The organism is Pseudomonas sp. FP1762, from assembly GCF_030687105.1.
Lineage (GTDB): Bacteria > Pseudomonadota > Gammaproteobacteria > Pseudomonadales > Pseudomonadaceae > Aquipseudomonas > Aquipseudomonas siliginis.
This window is the reverse complement of the sequence record NZ_CP117458.1, coordinates 377,388-394,378: the sequence shown is the minus strand read 5'-3', so window position 1 is coordinate 394,378 and position 16,991 is coordinate 377,388. Positions and strand designations below refer to the sequence as shown.

General features: G+C 61.4%; 12 protein-coding genes and 1 pseudogene. 3 read left to right on the top strand and 10 right to left on the bottom strand.

Going from position 1 to position 16,991, the window contains the following annotated elements:
* Window positions 1–37: 37 nt before the first annotated feature.
* The 4 genes from PSH90_RS01715 to hutC all read right to left on the bottom strand — a co-directional run bounded on the left by PSH90_RS01715 (window position 38) and on the right by hutC (window position 5,093).
* Window positions 38–1,510 (bottom strand): cytosine permease, encoded by a 1,473-nt coding sequence (locus tag PSH90_RS01715; protein ID WP_252868645.1) that lies wholly within the window; start codon window positions 1,508–1,510, stop codon window positions 38–40.
* 148 nt (window positions 1,511–1,658) lie between these two features.
* Window positions 1,659–3,347, bottom strand: coding sequence for a urocanate hydratase (gene hutU, locus PSH90_RS01710; RefSeq protein ID WP_016772090.1), 1,689 nt, complete (start codon window positions 3,345–3,347; stop codon window positions 1,659–1,661).
* Window positions 3,348–3,816: 469 nt separating this feature from the next.
* The gene (locus tag PSH90_RS01705) at window positions 3,817–4,386 is read right to left on the bottom strand and encodes a HutD family protein (RefSeq protein WP_305382025.1); all 570 of its coding nucleotides are present in this window, start codon (window positions 4,384–4,386) and stop codon (window positions 3,817–3,819) included.
* Window positions 4,383–5,093 (bottom strand): histidine utilization repressor, encoded by a 711-nt coding sequence (gene hutC / locus PSH90_RS01700; RefSeq protein ID WP_162803449.1) that lies wholly within the window; start codon window positions 5,091–5,093, stop codon window positions 4,383–4,385. Before hutC ends, PSH90_RS01705 begins: the two co-directional genes overlap by 4 nt.
* Window positions 5,094–5,239: 146 nt before the next feature.
* On the opposite strand from hutC, the gene PSH90_RS01695 reads away from it, so the two are divergent.
* Complete coding sequence (locus PSH90_RS01695; protein WP_305382024.1) at window positions 5,240–6,604, top strand: formimidoylglutamate deiminase; 1,365 nt, start codon at window positions 5,240–5,242, stop codon at window positions 6,602–6,604.
* A gap of 121 nt (window positions 6,605–6,725) precedes the next feature.
* Here the strand turns inward: PSH90_RS01695 and PSH90_RS01690 are convergent, their stop codons facing one another.
* A complete protein-coding gene (locus tag PSH90_RS01690) occupies window positions 6,726–7,295 on the bottom strand; it encodes a lipocalin family protein (RefSeq protein ID WP_016772094.1) in 570 nt (189 codons plus the stop codon).
* Window positions 7,296–7,324: 29 nt separating this feature from the next.
* Window positions 7,325–7,579, bottom strand: a complete 255-nt coding sequence (locus PSH90_RS01685; RefSeq protein WP_016772095.1) for a hypothetical protein — start codon at window positions 7,577–7,579, stop codon at window positions 7,325–7,327.
* A gap of 230 nt (window positions 7,580–7,809) precedes the next feature.
* On the opposite strand from PSH90_RS01685, the pseudogene PSH90_RS27415 reads away from it, so the two are divergent.
* Both PSH90_RS27415 and PSH90_RS27410 read left to right on the top strand, forming a co-directional pair.
* Window positions 7,810–8,847 (top strand): annotated as a pseudogene (locus tag PSH90_RS27415) (cache domain-containing protein); the annotation flags it as partial.
* A 141-nt stretch (window positions 8,848–8,988) separates the two neighbouring features.
* The gene (locus PSH90_RS27410; RefSeq protein ID WP_370695127.1) at window positions 8,989–9,753 is read left to right on the top strand and encodes a methyl-accepting chemotaxis protein; all 765 of its coding nucleotides are present in this window, start codon (window positions 8,989–8,991) and stop codon (window positions 9,751–9,753) included.
* A 107-nt stretch (window positions 9,754–9,860) separates the two neighbouring features.
* Here the strand turns inward: PSH90_RS27410 and PSH90_RS01675 are convergent, their stop codons facing one another.
* The 4 genes from PSH90_RS01675 to PSH90_RS01660 all read right to left on the bottom strand — a co-directional run bounded on the left by PSH90_RS01675 (window position 9,861) and on the right by PSH90_RS01660 (window position 16,759).
* A complete protein-coding gene (locus PSH90_RS01675; protein ID WP_305382021.1) occupies window positions 9,861–10,463 on the bottom strand; it encodes a DUF924 family protein in 603 nt (200 codons plus the stop codon).
* A gap of 3 nt (window positions 10,464–10,466) precedes the next feature.
* Entirely contained in the window at window positions 10,467–11,477 is a 1,011-nt protein-coding gene (locus tag PSH90_RS01670; protein WP_016772098.1) for a class 1 fructose-bisphosphatase, read from the bottom strand.
* 339 nt (window positions 11,478–11,816) lie between these two features.
* Window positions 11,817–13,181, bottom strand: a complete 1,365-nt coding sequence (locus PSH90_RS01665; RefSeq protein WP_150637988.1) for a DUF3999 domain-containing protein — start codon at window positions 13,179–13,181, stop codon at window positions 11,817–11,819.
* Window positions 13,178–16,759: a DUF2339 domain-containing protein gene (locus PSH90_RS01660; protein ID WP_305382019.1), complete on the bottom strand. Its 3,582-nt coding sequence runs from the start codon at window positions 16,757–16,759 to the stop codon at window positions 13,178–13,180. The genes PSH90_RS01665 and PSH90_RS01660 overlap by 4 nt, the downstream gene beginning before the upstream one ends.
* Between the last annotated feature and the right edge of the window lie 232 nt (window positions 16,760–16,991).

Below are 16,991 nucleotides of genomic sequence, written 5' to 3'. Positions count from 1 at the left end.
GCAGTTCAAGAGGCATCCAGCCTGGTCCACGTCCAGATCAGGCCTGCGCCGCAGCGCGACCGGCCCCGCTCGTTTTTGCTTGTAGGGTGCTGTTCTGCTCGACCGGCAGAATCAGGCGATCGGGCACTGCGCTGTGCCATTTCTTTGCGCAGAAGTAATAGACGGCGGCCGGCAGCACCAGGCCGATGATCCAGGAAATGTCGACATCGCCCAGAGCTGCCACCAGCGGCCCGGTGTAGAACTTGGTCGAGATGAATGGCAACTGCACCAGCACGCCGAACACATAGACGCTGATACCGAGCAGGTTCCAGCGGCCATAGCGACCGTCCGGATCGGCCAGCGCCGGCACGTCATAGCGCTCGCGGGTGATGCAGTAGTAGTCGACCAGATTGATCGCGCTCCACGGGGTGAAGAAGGCGAGCAGAAACAGGATGAACGACTTGAACGCACCGAGGAACGAGTGCTGCCCGAGCAGGGCAATCAGGGTTGCCGCGCCGACGATGAACAGCACGAACACCAGCCGCTGCATGCGGGTCACCGTCAGGTGCCCTTTGAAGCCACTGATGATGGTGGCGATGCACATGAAGCTGCCGTAGGAGTTCAGCGTCGAGATGGTCACCTTGCCGAACGCGATGCTGAAATACAGCAGCGCGGCAGTGGCGCCGGTACCGCCGAGGCCGACGATGTAGGCGACTTCATGGCCAGCGAATTGACCGTTGGCCGACGCGGCGGCAAATACACCGAGAACCATCGCGACCTGCGCGCCGATCACCGAACCTGCGCCAGCGGCGAAAAAGGTTTTCACCGATGAAGTGGCGCTCGGCAGGTAACGCGAGTAGTCCGCTACATACGGGCCGAAAGCGATCTGCCAGGACGCCGCCAACGACACCGCCAGCAGAAAGCTGCTCCAGCTGAAGTGGCGGATTTGCAGGAGTGTACCGACGTCGGTCTGGCTCATCAGCCGCCAGAACAGGAACACAAAAGCGATCACGCCAATCACACTGGCGACGCGGCCGATCCAGTGGATTACCCGGTAGCCAAGCACCGTGACCAGCACGATGACGCTGGCGAAAATCAGGATGCCTACACTGTCGCTGACATCGAACAACTGGCCCAGCGCCTGCCCGGACAGCACCGTTCCGGTGGCGGTGAAGCCGAGATACATCAGGCACACCAGCACGATCGGAATCGCAGCGCCATAAACGCCGAATTGCACACGGCTGGAGATCATCTGCGGCAAGCCCAGTTTCGGCCCTTGCGCGGCATGCAGCGCCATTACGCCACCGCCGAGCAATTGGCCGATCAACAGACCGATCAGCGACCAGAACACATCACCGCCGAGCACCACGGCCAAGGCCCCGGTTACGATCGCGGTGATTTGCAGGTTGGCGCCCATCCACAGGGTGAACTGGCTAAACAGACGACCGTGTCTTTCCGCTTCCGGGATGTAGTCGATCGAACGCCTTTCGATCAACGGAGTACTGCCTGCACGTTCGTTGTTAACCGCCATGATTCAACCTCTGTGGATTGCTATTCGGGTTCACTGAAATTCCTCTGTGGGAGCGAGCCTGCTCGCGAATCGGTGTATCAGGCACAGCAGTAGCGACTGACACGACGCCTTCGCGAGCAGGCTCGCTCCCACATAAAACCAGAGCGTGTTACCCGCCAGTGATCATCGGCAGATTCAGCCCCTGCTCTTTCGCGCAGTCGATGGCGATCTGGTAACCGGCATCCGCATGGCGCATGACGCCGGTAGCCGGGTCGTTGTGCAGCACGCGAGCGATGCGCTCGGCGGCTTCATCGGTACCGTCGCAGACGATCACCATCCCCGAATGTTGCGAGAAGCCCATGCCGACACCGCCGCCGTGGTGCAAAGACACCCAGGTCGCGCCGCTGGCGGTGTTCAGCAGCGCGTTGAGCAACGGCCAATCGGAGACGGCGTCGGAACCGTCCTGCATCGATTCGGTTTCGCGGTTGGGGCTGGCCACCGAGCCGGAGTCGAGGTGATCGCGACCGATCACCACGGGGGCCGACAGCTCACCGCTACGAACCATTTCGTTGAAGGCCAGACCGAGCTTGGCGCGCTGGCCCAGACCGACCCAGCAGATACGTGCCGGCAGACCCTGGAAGCTGATGCGCTCGCGGGCCATGTCCAGCCAGTTGTGCAAATGCGCGTCGTCCGGGATCAGCTCTTTGACCTTGGCGTCGGTTTTGTAGATGTCCTGTGGATCACCCGACAGCGCCGCCCAACGGAACGGGCCGATGCCACGGCAGAACAGCGGACGGATGTAGGCCGGCACGAAACCCGGGAAATCGAAAGCGTTTTCGACGCCTTCTTCCTGAGCCATCTGACGGATGTTGTTGCCGTAGTCGAAGGTCGGAATGCCTTGCTTCTGGAACTCCAACATGGCTTTGACGTGCACCGCCATCGACTGCTTGGCGGCTTTGATCACAGCGGCCGGTTCGGTCTTGGCGCGAGCGCGGTATTCGTCCCAGCTCCAGCCGGCCGGCAGGTAACCGTTGAGGGGATCGTGGGCGCTGGTCTGGTCGGTGACCATGTCCGGGCGCACGCCGCGCTTGACCAGTTCCGGGAGAATTTCGGCAGCGTTACCGAGCAGGGCGATGGAAATCGCTTTGCCTTCTTTGGTGTATTTGTCGATGCGCGCCAGTGCGTCGTCGAGGTCTTTGGCTTGCTCATCGACGTAACGGCTTTTCAGGCGGAAATCGATGCTGACCTGCTGGCATTCGATGTTCAGCGAGCAGGCACCGGCCAGGGTGGCGGCCAGCGGTTGTGCGCCACCCATGCCACCGAGGCCTGCGGTCAACACCCAGCGACCCTTCAGGTCAGCGTTGTAATGCTGGCGTCCGGCTTCGACGAAGGTTTCGTAGGTGCCCTGAACGATGCCCTGGCTGCCGATGTAGATCCAGCTGCCGGCGGTCATCTGGCCGTACATGGCCAGGCCTTTGGCGTCGAGCTCGTTGAAGTGTTCCCAGCTCGCCCAGTGCGGCACCAGGTTGGAGTTGGCGATCAGCACGCGCGGCGCGTTGCTATGGGTCTTGAATACGCCGACCGGCTTGCCCGACTGCACCAGCAGGGTTTCGTCGTCGTTCAGATTAGTCAGGCTTTCAACGATCTTGTCGTAGCACTCCCAGTTCCGCGCAGCGCGGCCGATGCCACCATAGACCACCAGTTCTTTCGGGTTCTCGGCGACTTCCGGGTCGAGATTGTTCATCAACATGCGCAGCGGCGCTTCGGTCAGCCAGCTCTTGGCGGTCAGCGTGTTACCGCGTGCGGCGCGAATCTGCACGTCACGAAACTTGTTGCTGTTCTGGGTATTGTCAGTCACGAAAAAGACTCCTCAGCGATCAATTCAAACCAACCCTGGCAGTGGGCAGCAGCCTGCGCGCTGTGCTGCGCGACAAGCGAATCAGTGGACGCTACGGAGAGTCTCGGGACTCATACGCATACGTCTTTACTTGTACATACAAGCATATGCAATCAAGCGGCCAACTTGCTGGAGGAGTGTTCAGGAAAAATCAGAGGTAGGGCTGGAGAGCGCCTGAATCGAGGGTTCTGGCGTGAATGAAATTTTCTTCGCAGTTATTTTGGGGAGGTTGGGATTGGCTACGACAGCGTGGTTTTGCGCCACGCTGGGGCGTTCGGTAACAAGTTGGTGCGCGGAAGGGAAACAAGAGTGGGGATGGCTTTTGTGGCGAGGGGATTTATCCCAGCTGGGCTGCGCAGCAGACCGCTTTTTTAAATCAGGAATGGGGCCGCTTCGCGACCCAGCGGGGATAAATCCCCTCGCCACAGGGTCAGTTTTGGAGAAGTTCAACTATGCAGCAAGCGCCATGGGTGGAGACTTCGACCAGCCCACTGTTGCCGTCCAGTTGCAGGCAATCATGCCGACCGAGCTGTGAAACGCCGTCGCCAACACGCACGTCCATCCGCTCACTGACACTGAACACCAGCACTGTCGATGCCGAACTGAAGAACCGCTGCTCACCGTCCAGCCACTGCAATCGCGCGCTGTAACGTTGCGGCGCGTAGATCAGATTGAAGTCGCGAATCGCACCGCCGAGCAAGGTGCAGGACACTTGGCTTTCGCCGCTGAAAGCAAACGGGTCCAAGGGTAACAGTGGACGGGTAGCGTCACCGTCGACGCACAGGGTCATGCCGTCGCCCTGCAACACGGTGATCACTCGCTGGTAACCGGCGAATGTCGAGAAACCGCCCGATTCGGCGATGTCGGCAATTGACAGGCGCCAGCCGAAACTGTCCAGGCCAGCGCCGGCATCACGGGTGATTTCCTCGGTGCTGCCGCCGCCGTTTTTCCAGGGCATGCGCGGGTAGCCTTCGGCGCGTAAAACCTTTATCTCATTCATTTGTGAAAGCGCCCTTCCAGACGATGGCGGGAACCCGGGTGGATCAAACGCGCCGCCGTCACCGGTTGACGCCCCGACCACGTACGCCGACGAATCAGCAGGCACGGCTCGCCCTTTTCGATCTGCAGCAACTTGCACTCCGACGGCTCGGCAAGGATGGCTTCGACCACGTGCTCGCCCTCGGTCAGCGGCGCGACCTGGTTGAGATAGGCGTAGGGCGTTTGCAGAGTGAAATCCTGCTTGAGGTATTCCGGGGCGACCAAAGCGTTGACGAAACGGTCTTCGATTTGCACCGGAATGTCGTTTTCGTAGTGCACGATCAGCGAGTGGAAGACCTTCTGGCCTTCGCGCATATCCAGCGCCAGCGCGCGTTCGGAACCGGCGGCCTCTTCTTCGAGGGTGATGACCTGGCAAGTGTGGCGATGGCCGCGCGAGGCGATTTCGTCGGCAATGTTGTGCACTTCGAACAGCGCGGACTGGCTCTTCGGCTCGGCGACAAACGTGCCCACACCTTGCATGCGCACCAGCAGGCCGTCGGCGGTCATCTCGCGCAGGGCGCGGTTGATGGTCATGCGGCTGAAGCCGAGCTGGCTGACCAATTCGCTTTCCGACGGTACGCGGTAGTGCGGCGGCCAGTTACCGCTGTCGATCTGCTGGGTGATCATCTGTTTGACGCGGGCGTACAAAGGCGCCGGACTGTCGCCCATGTTCGCGGCCAACGGAGAAACTGGAGGCGGAGTCGGCACGGTTGATCCCTGTTCATTGGATGAAAGTGACTAGCTTGCCGGAGTTTACCGGGCAGGCAAACGTCTGTATATGTATATACAAATAACACACGATGGGGTGCCGAACGATGTCCGCCTTCTTTGCCGAACGCGCACTGCTGCCTAACGGATGGGCCAACAATGTACGTCTCGAGGTCAGCGCCGATGGCCTGTTGACCCGAATCCAGGCCGATTCCAGCGCAGACGAAGCCGAGCGGCTGCGCGGGCCGTTGCTGCCGGGGATGCCCAATCTGCACTCCCACGCCTTCCAGCGTGCCATGGCTGGATTGGCCGAAGTGGCCGGCAACCCCAACGACAGTTTCTGGACCTGGCGCGATCTGATGTACCGTCTCGTCGGAAAAATCAGCCCGGATCAGCTCGGCATCATCGCCCGTCAGCTGTACATCGAAATGCTCAAGGCCGGTTACACCTCGGTCGCCGAATTTCACTACGTGCACCACGACAGCAACGGCCAGCCGTATGCCGATCCTGCCGAACTGGCACTGCGCATCAGTCAGGCCGCCAGCGAAAGCGGCATCGGTCTGACCCTGCTGCCAGTGCTCTACAGTCATTCCGGATTCGGCGGGCAGACGCCAAACGATGGCCAGCGTCGCTTTATCAACAGCACTGAAAACTATCTGAATCTGCAAGCGCGGTTGCAGCCATTACTGGCGCAGCAAAAGGCGCAATCGCTGGGCCTGTGTTTCCACTCGCTGCGGGCGGTGACGCCACAACAAATCAGCGAAGTGTTGGCGGCCAGTGACAAACAATGCCCGGTGCACATACACATCGCCGAACAGCAAAAGGAAGTCGACGATTGCCTGAGCTGGAGCGGTCGTCGTCCGCTGCAATGGCTGTACGAGAACACTGAAGTCGATCAGCGCTGGTGTCTGGTCCACGCCACCCACGCCAACCCGCAAGAAGTCACGCTGATGGCCAACAGTCGCGCGATCGCCGGGCTGTGCCTGACCACTGAAGCGAATCTGGGTGACGGGATTTTCCCGGCGGTGGACTTTCTTGCCCAGGGCGGGCGCATGGGCATTGGCTCCGACAGCCATGTGTCGCTGAGCGTGGTGGAAGAATTGCGCTGGCTGGAATATGGCCAGCGTCTGCGTGACCAGCGGCGCAATCGCTTGTATGGCGCGCAGCAGCCAATGGTCGGTCGCACACTATATGACGCCGCGCTGGACGGCGGCACGCAAGCGTTGGGGCAACCGATTGGTGCGCTGAAAGTGGGCAAGCGCGCGGACTGGATTGTCCTCGATGGCAACGATCCGTATCTGGCGACGGCCAATGGCGACGGGATTCTCAATCGCTGGTTGTTCGCCGGCGGCGATCGCCAGGTGCGCGATGTGCTGGTCAATGGTCAATGGGTGGTGCGCGATGGCCGGCATGCTGGCGAAGAGGAAAGCGCCCGAGCCTTCACCCAGGTCCTGCGCGATCTCTTGGGCTGACCCAAAACCAAACTGTGGGAGCGAGCCTGCTCGCGAACGCGGTGTATCAGTCAATATTCATGTCGACTGATACACCCTCTTCGCGAGCAGGCTCGCTCCCACATTTGATTTGTATAGCGGCTTAATTGGAGGTCTTGGCCATCTGCCGATCCGACGCCCGCCAGATCAGGCGTGTGGTGTCGTAACCCTGCTGACGCGCCTTGCTCAGCAATTCTTCCCGCACTACACCGTTGACGGTCGGTGTGCGTGACAGCAGCCACAAGTACTTGCGACTCGGATCGCCGACGATGGCGGTCTTGTAATCGTCGCTGACATACAACACCCAGTACTCGCCCTTCGCCACACCCGGCACCAGGCGCGAGAACCAGTTATCGAATTCGACCCAGAGCTTGTCGGTCTTGCCCGGCACTTGTGGATAAGCCGTGCCCTTGGCTTCTTCCCACTGCCACTCCGGGGTCAGGCAACGGTTGAGCACGCCGACATTACCGTCAGGCTTGAGGGTGTAATGGGCTTCGGATTGCGCGCAGTGGCGCTGGAAGTACATCGGCAAGCGTGCCAGTTCATACCAGGTGCCCTGATAACGCTTGAGATTGACGCTGTTGACGGTCTTGGGCGCCAACGGGTCGACGCCGGAAGTGGCGCAGCCAGCCAGTACCAGGCCAGCAAAAAGGATCAGCAATAACCGCTTCATTTTTTTCTCCGTGGGCGCGAAGCCCCGGTTTACTTCAGGCCTTGGCCGGAAAACATCAGCACTTTGTCACCGGCGTATTGCACGCTGATAAAGCTGTTCTTGTCGCCCCAGGTGCAGCTGGACATACCGAGCGCGCCCGAGCAATCGGTGGGCTTGCCGAGAAGGGTTTCCACTTCGGACTTGGCCATGCCGGCCGAGAGCTTGGAGTAGTTTTCCTGATTGACCTTGCTGCATGCGGCCAACAGCACGCAAAACGACAGCAGGGCGATAGATCGCAGCGACATGGTGAAACTCCTGGAACGAGGGGGGATGGCATGGTGCCAACCAGAAGCTTAGAAGAGAAAAGTGTCATCTGGTTCCGTGACCGAACGCCTATTTATCAGCCCGCCCGTCTGGCTTTTGTCGGTAAATCAAAAACTTTGTGAAGCCGTCGAGCATTTCGTCGACTTTCCCCACAAGCGCCTAATCTTTGGCGCGGCGCGGTCGAAATAAGAGCAGCGCAACGCTGCCGAATATGGCAAATTGCCGCCCTTTCCTGACCAGCCCCTTCGCGGTAGTTCATTCGATGACCAGAAACATGAAATTCAGCCACAAGATTTTGCTGGCTGCTGCCCTTGTGGTGGCCGTTGCGTTCGCCTGTTTCATCCTCTTCAACGACTATCGCCAGCGTCAGGCATTGAGCAGCAGCACCGAAGCGACCATGCAGGAACTGGGTAGCCTGACCACCAGCAACATCCAGACCTGGCTGGAAAGTCGCATTCAACTGCTGCAATCGCTGTCGCAGCAAGTCGCCGTCGACGGCAACGCGCCCGCCAGCCTCAAGCGCATCATCGACCTGCCCGCCTACACCGGCAATTTCCAGCTCAGCTATTTCGGTGGCGCTGACGGCGTGATGTTCTCGGTGCCGGCCGGCAACCGTGCGCCGGACTACGATCCACGCGCGCGCGGCTGGTACAAAGCGGCCAACAGCGCGCAGCAGACCATCGTCACCGAACCGTACATTGCCGCTTCGTCGGGCAAACTGGTGATCACCGTCGCCACCCCGGTGCAGCGTCAGGGCCAAATGCTCGGCGTCGCCGGTGCCGACATCGATCTGACCAGCGTCAGCGCGATCATCAACTCGCTGAACTTCGGCGGCCACGGTCATGCATTCATTGTCAGCGCCGAAGGGAAAATCCTGATTCACCCGGACAGCAAGCTGGTGCTCAAAACACTGGCCGAGGCTTATCCGAACGGTGCGCCCAAAGTCAGCCCGGGCCTGAAAGAAGTCGAGTTCGACGGCAAGACCCAGCTGATCTCATTCACCCACGTCAACGGCGTGCCATCGGCTGACTGGTACGTGGCGCTGGTGCTCGACAAAGACACCGCGTTCTCGATGCTCAGCGAATTCCGCACCTCGGCACTGATCGCCATGGTCATCGCCGTGTTGATCATCATCGGACTGCTCGGCATGCTGATTCGCGTGCTGATGCAACCGCTGCTGACCATGGGCCGTGCGATGCATGACATCGCTGAAGGCGAAGGCGATCTGACCAAACGTCTGGTGATTCACGGCAATGATGAATTCGGCGCGCTGGGTACGTCGTTCAACCGCTTCGTCGAACGCATTCATACGTCGATCCGCGAAGTGTCCTCGGCCACCGGCCAGGTCAACGAAGTCGCCCTGCGTGTGGTCGCTGCCTCGAACTCGTCGATGTACAACTCCGACCAGCAGGCCAGCCGCACCAACAGCGTCGCCGCCGCGATCAATCAGCTCGGCGCCGCCGCTCAGGAAATCGCCCAGAACGCCGCGCTCGCCTCGCAGCATTCCAGCGATGCGCGCAGCCTCGCGGTCGACGGCCAGCAGGTGGTGGATAAAACCATCCACGCCATGCAACAACTGTCGGCGAAGATCAGCGATTCCTGCGGCAATATCGAAACGCTGAACAGCAACACGGTGAACATCGGCCAGATTCTCGAAGTGATCACCAGCATTTCCCAGCAGACCAACCTGCTCGCACTCAACGCCGCCATTGAAGCCGCGCGTGCCGGTGAGGCCGGACGCGGTTTCGCCGTGGTCGCCGACGAGGTGCGCAACCTTGCGCACCGCACCCAGGATTCGGCGCAGCAAGTGCAGAAGATGATCGAAGAGCTGCAGGTCAGCGCACGCCAGGCGGTGAGCATCATGACCGAGAGCCAGCGCGAGAGCGAAAGCAGCGTCGGCATCGCCAACCAGGCCGGCGAGCGCCTGGGCAGCGTGACCCAGCGCATCGGCGAAATCGATGGGATGAACCAGTCGGTAGCCACCGCGACCGAAGAACAGACCGCCGTGGTCGAGTCGATCAACGTTGATATCAACGAGATCAACACGCTGAATCAGGAAGGCGTGGAGAACTTGCAGGCGACGTTGCGCGCGTGTTCGGACCTTGAGCAACAGGCGGCGCGGTTGAAGCATCTGGTCGGCAGCTTCAGGATCTAAGCTGCAGCCTCAGGCCTCTTCGCGAGCAGGCTCGCTCCCACAGTGGAATGCATTTCAATTGTGGGAGCGAGCCTGCTCGCGAAAGCGGCATAAGCCGCACTGAAGATTCAGAATCTTGAGCCGGGCCTGGACAGGAACTCCAATTCCTCAGACGTAGACTCCCGCCCCAACACCGCATTGCGATGCGGAAACCTTCCAAACCGGGCAATCACCTTCTGATGCCGCTCGGCGTAGTCCAGGTTATCGGCAAACACCGCCCGCTCCGACTCTGGCTGCTCAGCCACCAATTCAATAAATCTGGAAACGGCTTCGTTCTGCACCGCGAGGTTTTCGCAGTGTTCGAACACCAGATAAATGAACACACGCTGAATCGGCTTCAACTGCCGATCAAAATCTGCCGCAATGCCTTGCGCGACAAGTTTCTGTGCAAGCAGATCACCGAAAAAGGCTTTGGGAGTGTCGCGATAAATCATGCGCGGCAGCTGATCGAGCAGCAGCACTACCGCCAGCCAGCCTTCGGGACATTGCGTCCACTCAGTCAATTCGCCGGCCAGGGCCTGATCGACAAAGACCCCGAAACGCGTCTGCGCTTCGAGGTCTTGGCTGTTTCGCTTGCCGAACCACAACTTGCCCTTTTCGGCCGCCACTTCGCTGGCTGATTCGGCGTGTCCGAACCACCAGTCGAGCAACGGCTGCCAGGGCGCGTGCATGGTTTATTCCTTGTGGTAGGCCGTGGCGCGGGCGACTTCTTCTTTCGAACCGAGGAACACTGCAACGCGCTGGTGCAGGCCTTCCGGCTGGATGTCGAGAATGCGCTGGTGACCGTCGGTGGACGCGCCGCCGGCTTGTTCGACAAGGAACGACATCGGGTTGGCTTCATACATCAGGCGCAGCTTGCCCGGTTTCGACGGCTCGCGGCTGTCGCGCGGGTACATGAACAGACCGCCGCGGGTCAGGATGCGGTGTACGTCGGCAACCATCGCCGCGACCCAGCGCATGTTGTAATTCTTCTTCAACGGACCTTCTTCACCGGCCAGCAGCTCGCCGACATAGCGCTGTACCGGGGCTTCCCAGTGGCGCTGGTTGGACATGTTGATGGCGAATTCCTGGGTGGTTTCCGGGATGGTGATGTCTTCGTGAGTCAGTACGAAGCTGCCCATTTCGCGGTCCAGGGTGAAGCCTTTGACGCCGTCGCCCAGGGTCAGCACCAGCATGGTCTGCGGGCCGTAGATGGCGTAACCGGCGGCCACTTGCTGGGTGCCTGGCTGCAGGAAGGCTTTTTCGTTCAGCGGCTCGTTCTGGCTCAGGTATTCGTTCGGGCAACGCAATACCGAGAAGATCGTGCCGACCGGGGCGTTGATGTCGATGTTCGACGAGCCGTCCAGTGGGTCGAAGACCAGCAGGTATGCGCCTTTCGGGTATTTGCCCGGGATCTGGTAGGCGTTGTCCATTTCTTCGGACGCCATGCCGGCCAGGTGACCGCCCCATTCGTTGGCTTCGAGCAGGATCTCGTTAGAGATCACGTCGAGCTTCTTCTGCACTTCGCCTTGCACGTTCTCGGTGCCCATGCTGCCCAGAACACCACCCAGGGCGCCTTTGGACACGGCGTGGCTGATCTCCTTGCAGGCACGCGCTACCACTTCGATCAAAAAGCGCAGATCGGCAGGAGTGTTGTTGCTGCGGGTCTGCTCAATCAAATAGCGACTCAAGGTAACGCGGGACATGGACGGCTCCGGTGGAATGGGGGGCGGAAAACCCGCGCAGTTTACAGGGAGTCTGAAAACCTAGCGAGCGAAGACGCCGGCTAACCTGCGCCTGGGTGTATTTGCCTGTATGAGACGTGATTGTTGGTGGAGAGTTCAGGTGTCGGGTTTAGCGTAGTTGGAAATGGGGCGGGTGGTGGTTGAGCGATAGCGGCAGTCTGATGAATTTTTGTTGTTTGACCGGCCGCCATCGCTGGCGAGCCAGCTCCCACAGGATGTGTGGTGTACACAAAATATGTGAACGACCGAGATCACTGTGGGAGCGAGCCTGCTCGCGAATGGCGCAAAGCGCCGCCATGCTCAGGTATTGGCTGGCGGTTTGCGCAACAGGCTGAACGCCATCGCCCCGAGAAACACCACACTGAGCAGCAACACCGCCCACAGCCCGAACTTCTTCCAGTTGGTCCCGGCCACCGCAGCCGTCGTCGCCGCCGAAGTTTGCGTGGCCTTCGCTTCGTCCTGCACCGTCGCCTTGCCCAGGCTCGCCAGCTTTTCTGGCTTGAAATCCGGAATCAACGTTGCCAGCGGCAGGTTCGCCGTTTTCACCGTGGCATTGCCCAAGGCCAGGCTGTACGGCCCTTCGCCCCGGGCGAGGAAGATCACCTGCGTGGCGCGCACCGCGTATTTCAGGTCCGGCGCCTGCTCACCCAGACCGCCGCCGCGCTCATCCACGGTCAGCTTGAGTTGCTGCACGGTCTGCCCGGACAGCGGGATTTCGTTCTGGACCACGTCCTGATTGTTCTGGCTCAGGCGATACAGCAAACCGCTGCTCAGTGGCTGCCACGGCAAGTTGCTCTCGCGCCGGCCGGCCAACGTGACCGGCGCCAGACTGTTCGGCTGTTTCAGCTCGATCTGCACCCGCTCGACATTCAGCCCCATGGGCAACTGCCAGATGTATTCCCCGGACTTGGTGCTGCTGCCGGCCACGCTGGGCGACCAGACCAAAGGCAGCGGCAGGTTGCGCGGGTCGCTGCTTTTCAATTGCGCCGACGTCAGGACGGGCGCCGAACCCAGCGACTCCCACAGCAGGCGCACATAGCGCGCGGTCTGCCCCGGCAGGGTCACTTCGTGCTGTTCGATGCGCTCATCGGAAAAGGTCAGCCGTGCCACCTGGCCCTCGCCCCATGACTGCCAGTGCTGCAGATCGTCGCTGGCCTCGATGCTGAAACGCTGGAAACCGTCGCGCTCGCTGGTCCAGTCGAGGATCAACTGCTGCAACGGTGCCTTGATCGCACTGGCATCGAGCAGCCAGCCGCGCAGCACTTCTTCGCCCGCCTCCAGTTGCGAGGACGGTTGCACTTCGACCAGGGTACCGTTGGTGGTCGACTGCACGCGCACATTCGGCGCGCGCTCGCTGGCGTCGGCGGCGTTGTACAGCGGGAACCATTTGACCTCGTGCAGCTTGCCGTCGTCGCGGGTCTGCGCCGATTCGCGAGCCAAGGCGTAGGCCTGCGCTTCGCCGGCGGCGTTGAACACACGCAGGTCGCTGAGATCGGTCTGGCGCGCCTGCAATTGCGCGCTCAGCGGCAAGTCGAGGCGATACCACGGGCCATTGCCGCTCACCGTCAACGGCACTTGCGTGGCGAAGTCCGCCGGTTTTTCCTGAGCACCAGCGACCATCACCACGCCCAGCGCCAACCAACCCAGATTCAGCATGCGACTCAAGATGCAACTCCTTCGGTTTCCGGCGCGGGTTTGTCCGCCGCCGGTTCAGCCTCGACGCGTTTGGGTGGCAGCGGCGCAAAGTAGCCGACCACCAGCAGCAACACGCCAACGCCGATAAACGAGACGATCCGGGCGAGGCCGCCACGGTTGCTCAGTTCGACAAAAATCAGCTTGGCCACCACCAGCGCGATCAGCGCCGCGCCGATCAGCCACACTTCGCGGCGATGGCGCAGATGGCCGCCGATCATCAGCCCCAGCGCCATCAACGTCCAGACGATCGACAGGCCGGCCTGCACCAGCATCGACGCGAGCAGTTGATCAAGCTCGAACGGGATGCCGGCCCAGTGATGCGCCGCGCGGGTGACCAGCGCGGTGCAGAAGGCGAACAGCGAAACCCCGGCGATCAGTTGCGTAGCCTTGTCGGCATAATCCTGACGGATCGACAGCTGCGCGACGGCGCTGCGCGACCAGGCATAAACGCCGAACAGCGCAAACAGCAGACCCAGCTCCAATGGGTTGAGCAGCGGCACGTAAGGCAATGGTTCGGCATTGCCATCGCTGACGCCATTGGCCAGCCAGAACCACGCCAGCATCAGCACCGCCAGCGGTGCCGCTGCGTACAAGCGGTACTCGCGGGCAAATGCGGCCACCGGCCACGGCCACGAACGGGGAGCAGCCATCAGCAACAGATAGAGGCTCGGCAGAATCGCCCAGCCCAGCCACCGCCACGCGTTGTACTGCTCGGACAACAACAGCAGGCCGTAACGCAACTCCAGCGCCAGCACGCCAATCAACAGCCAGCAACCGAACACATGGGCCGCGCTCAATGCGCGCGCCGGCAAGATCGACGCCAGGCGGCGCAGGGTGAAGAAGTGCACCGCGAACAGCGCCGGCCACGCCAGCCAGCCGAAGTCGGCAGCCGGGTGATAGCGTGCATGCCACGCGCCGAGCAAGACCAGCGCCGCCGCCGGAATCAGTAAGGTGCAGAGCAACCCCAGCGCCGGCCATTTCAAGCGCAGTGACAAAATCGTCCACAGCGCCACACTGATCGCAGCGACCAGCAGCAACAATGCGCCTTGCAGGTTCGGCGAAGCGAAACGCAGGATCTCGCCGACCCACGCCAGCGTCCACCAACCGGCGCCCCAGACCAGCAGCACTTGCGACAAGCGCTGCAAACTCAAGGCATCAAAAGCCGTGGCATGGTTGCCCAATTGCAAGCGCCACGCGCCGATCAGCGCGGCCAGCCCCAGCACCAGCGGTGTCCAGAAGCCGCCATGGGCCAACGGTTTCAGCCCTTCGCTGGACAGCGGCCCGAGCCATTCGGGGCCGGCGAGCAGAAACGCTACGCCGCCGATCACCTGCAACAGCAGGCCGAAAACGAAACTCAGACGCTGTTGCAGGTACAGGCTCAGCCAGATGATCAGCAAACCGCTGGCCGCCCACACCGCGCTCGCGGTTTGCCACGGCAGCACGAACAGTACCGCCAGATTGATCAGCACCAACCCCGCCAGCAACACCACCGACAAGCCGCGCAGCAGACGCACATCAGCGCGCACCATCTCATCGCGAGCCGCGAGCAGCATGCCGCCAATCAAGGCCAGTCCGATCAAGGACGCACTGAGCAAACCGCTCCAGCCAGCGCTGAACACCGCCGCCGAATCTTCACCGGCAGTTTGCAGGCGCAGCAGGAACAACGCGCCGCCCAGCAACTGCACGGCGAACGCGGTGAACAGGAATGTGCGTGATTGAATCCGCAGCCCCACGAACAAAGTCGCCAACCCGGCCAAGGCCCAACTGATTGCCGTGCCCTGGATGAACAGGAACAACGGTGCCAGTAGATAAAGGAACGTCAGGCCCAGACACGCCAGCAGCGGCAGGCCTTGCCTTTCCCACGGCGATGTCTGCTCGGGCGTAGCCTTGCGCAGTTGAAGGAAACTGAACAGCAGCGCGGCGCCAAGCATCAGCGCGCCCAGCGGTGCGCCGTCGAGCAGGCTGCTCTCGCCGGGCTGCAACTGGCTGAGAAACGCCAGTGCCGAACCCAGTTGCAGCAGTAAGGCAAAGGCCCGGGCAAACGGTCGATGCTGACGTAAACCAAGCCAGAAAATCCCTGCGCCTTCCACGGCCCACGCCGCAGAAGTCCAGCGCGCATCGAGCCCCAGCGGAATCGCCAGGCTGGCAAAAATCACTCCCAGCGCCAGGCAGGTTTCACCTAGCAGCATCGCGCGCCCGCCCATCAAAACTTTGGCCAGCGTCATATAGATCATGCCCAGCGCCAGAGCACTGAACGCCGCCGCGAATTCGAGATGCTGCACCAGCGCAAACTGCAGACCGAAGCCAATGATCGGCGGGCCGAACAGCATGGTGCCGTCGACGTAATCACCCTTGCGGGCCGACCATTGCAGCAGCGCCTCGCGGTCAGCCTCCGCCGGGGCACCCGCCATTTCGCGCAATTTACGCCGGGCGAACAGCAGGCCGATGGCGAGGTACATGAGGAAAAACACAATCAGGAACGGCTCGGTGCTCCACAGCAGTTCCGGCGTGTAGGAACGCAGCCCCCAGGCGAAACCGATACCGAAGGTGCCGACGAAACCGATCAGGTTGAGCAGGCGCCAGGCCTTGAACCAGGCGATAGCAAGAATGCCCGCGTTGAGCAGAGCGAAATAGCTGAACAGTGCGACGTGATTGCCTTCGCCGGTAGACGTCAGAATCGGCGCGGCGAAACCGCCCAACGCTGCCGCTGCGGCCAACCCCAGTGCATCCTGAGTGATCGCCAGAATGGCCGAGAACACCGTCACCGCGACCAGCAAACCGAGTGCAGCGGACGGATCAAGCAACGGATGCAGACGCATCGCCGCAAACACCGTCAGGTACAACACCGCGATCCCGGTGCCTTGCAGCATCAATGCATAGTTGCTGTTGCGTCGGCGCAACCACCAGCCCAGCGCAAGCAGAGCCAACGCCGCTGCCGCGACGCCGGTGTAACGCAACTCGATCGGCACCACCATGCCTTCGGTGGCGTAACGTAGTAAAAATGCCAGACCGAAAAACAGCAGCACCACACCGACGCGCAGCACGGTGTTGCCGCCAAACAGCCAGTTGCGCGCAGCGCTGATGCCGCGCTCGATCAGGTTCGGGCCACGGGGTTCGGCGGGCTTTTGTGGCGGTGCCGCAGGAGCCGGTTCGGCGCGCCAGACATCGGCCGGCAGCGGCTGGCTGGTTTCGCGGGCAACGGCGGAAATCGGTTCGAGTTCGGGAGGCAGTTCCCAGATCAGTTCAGGGGTCGGGGCAGCCTGCTCAGCCACGTCGACGGGTGCGGCGACTGGCTCGGCTTCAGGTGGCGGCGCGGGCGCATGCGAGGGCGAACCTTCCAGCACAAACAGCCGCTGGGCCACGCCTTGCAAGGCTTCGCGCACCTGCTCGAGTTGACGCTGTTGCTCCGCCGCCTGCGAGCCGAGGCGCGCAATGCGCAGCATCTGGCCGATGACCAGCCCCAGCAGCGCACCCAACAGCGCGCCACTGAATGACTCGTCGAGCAGTCCACCGAGCACCAGCCCGATCAACATGAACATCCATTGCATGGTCGATATCCCTAAGCAGCCCCGGGGCGGGGCGAGTCCGGCGATGGCTTCAGTCTAGGCACAAACCGTGTGGGAGCGAGCCTGCTCGCGAAGGCGGATTGTCAGCCAACATTTCTGTTTAAGTCGACGATCGCTTCGCGAGCAGGCTCGCTCCCACAGGGTACGGCGGTGATTGATGCCTTTTAACCGGCGCTCAGTATATCGATCCGGCCCAACAAACGTTGGGCCTTGC

Bases quoted from the DNA above. Each gene is read 5' to 3' on its own strand.
- PSH90_RS01690 (WP_016772094.1), bottom strand. From the start codon at position 7,295: ATGAAGCGGTTATTGCTGATCCTTTTTGCTGGCCTGGTACTGGCTGGC.
- PSH90_RS01705 (WP_305382025.1), bottom strand. From the start codon at position 4,386: ATGAATGAGATAAAGGTTTTACGCGCCGAAGGCTACCCGCGCATGCCC.
- PSH90_RS01670 (WP_016772098.1), bottom strand. From the start codon at position 11,477: ATGTCCCGCGTTACCTTGAGTCGCTATTTGATTGAGCAGACCCGCAGC.
- PSH90_RS01685 (WP_016772095.1), bottom strand. From the start codon at position 7,579: ATGTCGCTGCGATCTATCGCCCTGCTGTCGTTTTGCGTGCTGTTGGCC.
- hutC (WP_162803449.1), bottom strand. From the start codon at position 5,093: ATGGGCGACAGTCCGGCGCCTTTGTACGCCCGCGTCAAACAGATGATC.
- PSH90_RS01715 (WP_252868645.1), bottom strand. From the start codon at position 1,510: ATGGCGGTTAACAACGAACGTGCAGGCAGTACTCCGTTGATCGAAAGG.
- PSH90_RS01695 (WP_305382024.1), top strand. From the start codon at position 5,240: ATGTCCGCCTTCTTTGCCGAACGCGCACTGCTGCCTAACGGATGGGCC.
- PSH90_RS01675 (WP_305382021.1), bottom strand. From the start codon at position 10,463: ATGCACGCGCCCTGGCAGCCGTTGCTCGACTGGTGGTTCGGACACGCC.
- PSH90_RS01660 (WP_305382019.1), bottom strand. From the start codon at position 16,759: ATGCAATGGATGTTCATGTTGATCGGGCTGGTGCTCGGTGGACTGCTC.
- PSH90_RS27410 (WP_370695127.1), top strand. From the start codon at position 8,989: ATGTACAACTCCGACCAGCAGGCCAGCCGCACCAACAGCGTCGCCGCC.